At 62.4% G+C, this 2,857-nt stretch carries 1 protein-coding gene; it reads left to right on the forward strand.

Features of this window, described 5'->3' with window-relative positions; genetic code table 11:
• On the forward strand, positions 1-2,857 hold a 2,857-nt coding region (locus tag HB680_RS32405; protein WP_213942322.1), incomplete at both ends, for an AMP-binding protein.

The following is a 2,857-nucleotide window of genomic DNA, read 5'->3' on the forward strand; positions in this document are numbered from 1 at the left end:
ACCGTCGGCGCTCAAAGCCTTGTTGGAATCCGGTGGCCTGAGCGCCAACGTGCACACGGTCAACGTCGCGGGTGAAGCGCTGAAACGCAGTCTGGTGGAAAGTCTGTTCGAACAAACCAGCGTGCAGCGCCTATGCAACCTCTACGGCCCCTCGGAAACCACAACCTATTCAAGCTGGGTATCGATGGACCGCGAAGACGGTTTCGCCGCCCACATCGGCAAACCCGTGGCCAACACCCAGTTCTACTTGCTGGACGACCATCAGCAACCCGTGCCACTGGGCGTTCCGGGCGAAATCTACATCGGCGGCGCCGGCGTAGCGCGCGGTTATCTGAACCGCGACGACCTCACCGCCGAACGCTTCCTTAAAGATCCATTCAGCACAAACGCCCGGATGTACCGAACCGGCGACCTCGGCCGCTACCTGAAAGACGGCAACATCGAATACCTGGGCCGCAACGACGACCAAGTGAAAATCCGCGGCTTCCGCATCGAACTCGGCGAAATCGAAGCCAAACTCGCGCAACACGCCGATATCCAGGAAACAGTGGTGTTGGCCCGCGAAGACGTGCCAGGCGATAAACGCCTGGTCGCGTACTACACCGCGCCAGCAGCACTGGAGATCGACGGGTTACGCCGCCATCTGCAAACCCAGCTCCCGGACTACATGGTCCCGGGCGCCTACGTTCATCTCGACAAACTGCCCTTGACGCCAAACGGCAAACTCGACCGCAAAGCATTGCCAGCCCCCGACCTGGATGCCGTCATCACTCGCGGCTACGAAGCCCCGATCGGCGAAACCGAAACCACACTCGCGCAGATCTGGTCCGAAGTCCTCAACGTCGAACGCATCGGCCGTCACGACCACTTCTTCGAACTCGGTGGCCACTCACTCCTGGCCGTCAGCCTGATCGAACGCATGCGTCAGGCCGGACTCAGCACCGACGTGCGCGCGCTGTTCAGCCAACCGACCCTGGCCGCACTGGCCGCAGCCGTGGGCAGCGGCAACGAGGTCATCGTCCCCGCAAACCTGATTCCGCTGAACTGCGAACACATCACCCCAGCCATGCTGCCGCTGGTCACGCTGACCCAGGCCACCCTCGAGCGCATCGTCGCCACCGTCCCCGGCGGTGCGCGCAACGTGCAGGACATATACCCGCTGGCACCGTTGCAGGAAGGCATCCTCTACCACCACATTTCGTCCGGACAGGGCGATCCCTATGTGCTGCAAACCCAGTTTGCGTTCGCAACCCGCGCACGGCTGGATGATTTCGCGCAGGCGCTGCAGCAGGTCATCAACCGCCACGACATCCTCCGCACCTCGATGCTCTGGGAAGGCCTCGACCAGCCATTGCAGGTCGTATGGCGCGAAGCACAACTGATTCAGGAAGAGATTGAAGCGCTCGACGGTGATGTGGCGGCGCAACTGCTTGAGCGTTTCGACCCACGGCATCACCGCCTCGACATCACTCAGGCGCCGATGCTGCGTCTGGTCTACAGCCACGACGCTGCCAGCAACCGCTGGCTGGCGATCTTGCTGTTCCACCACATGGCCCTCGACCACACGGCGATGGAAGTGGTGCAACACGAGATGCAAGCGTTCCTGCTGGACGATGCCGCCGCGCTGGGCGCCGCGATGCCGTACCGCAATTACGTGGCTCAGGCACGGTTGGGCGTGAGCCTCGAAGAGCACGAAATGTTCTTCCGCGAGATGCTCGGCGACGTGGACGAGCCGACGCTCCCGTTCGGCTTGCAGGATGTGCAGGGCGGCGGGCAGGGGATCGAAGAGGCCACGCTGGCGCTGGAAAACAGCCTGAGCCTGCGACTGCGCAGCCGGGCGCGTCAGCTCGGCGTCAGCACCGCGAGCCTGGTGCATCTGGCCTGGGCGCAGGTGTTGGGGCGAGTCTCGGGCAAGGACGATGTGGTCTTCGGCACGGTGCTGATGGGCCGGATGCAAGGCGGTGAGGGCGCCGATCGGGCGCTCGGCATGTTCATCAATACATTGCCGTTGCGGGTGAATGTCGGCACTCAAGACACCCGCGCCGGGGTCAAGGCGACCCATGCGCGGCTGACCGGGTTGCTGGGGCATGAACATGCCTCGCTGGCCCTGGCGCAACGCTGCAGCGGGGTGGTTGCGCCGCTGCCGTTGTTCAGTGCGTTGCTTAACTATCGCCACAGCAGTGTTGCCGAATCAGCTTCAGCGGAAGGCCTTCGAGCCTGGGAAGGCATCGACGTCCTGGGTGGCGAAGAACGTACAAACTATCCATTGATGCTGTCGGTGGATGATCTGGGCGACGCTTTCAGTTTGACGGCGCAGGCTAGCGTTGGCGTCAGTCCGCAGCGGGTTTGCGCTTATATGCGCACGGCGCTGGAAAGTCTGGTGGGGGCGTTGGAACAGACGGCTCCGGTGCCGCTGCATCGTTTGTCGGTTTTGCCGGCGGATGAGCGTGAGCAACTGTTGGTTGAGTTCAATGCCACCGAGGCGGTTTATCCGCTGGGTCAGACGGTTCATGGGTTGTTTGAGGCGCAGGTTGAGCGCACGCCGGATGCTGTGGCGGTGGTTCATGGTGAGCAGCGGTTGAGTTATTGCGAGGTGAATATTCGCGCTAACCAATTGGCACATCATCTGCGTAAACAAGGCGTGCGGCCCGATTCGCGGGTGGCGATTTGTGTTGAGCGTTCTTCTGACATGGTCGTCGGGTTGCTGGCGATTCTGAAGGCGGGCGGGGGTTATGTGCCGCTGGATCCGGCGTATCCGTTGGATCGGATTGCTTACATGCTGGAGGACAGTGCGCCAGCCGTGGTGTTGGCGCAAGCCGCTACATTGGGGTTGCTGGCCGGGGCTTCGATGCCGGTT

The organism is Pseudomonas sp. dw_612 (assembly GCF_018449725.1).
Lineage (GTDB): Bacteria > Pseudomonadota > Gammaproteobacteria > Pseudomonadales > Pseudomonadaceae > Aquipseudomonas.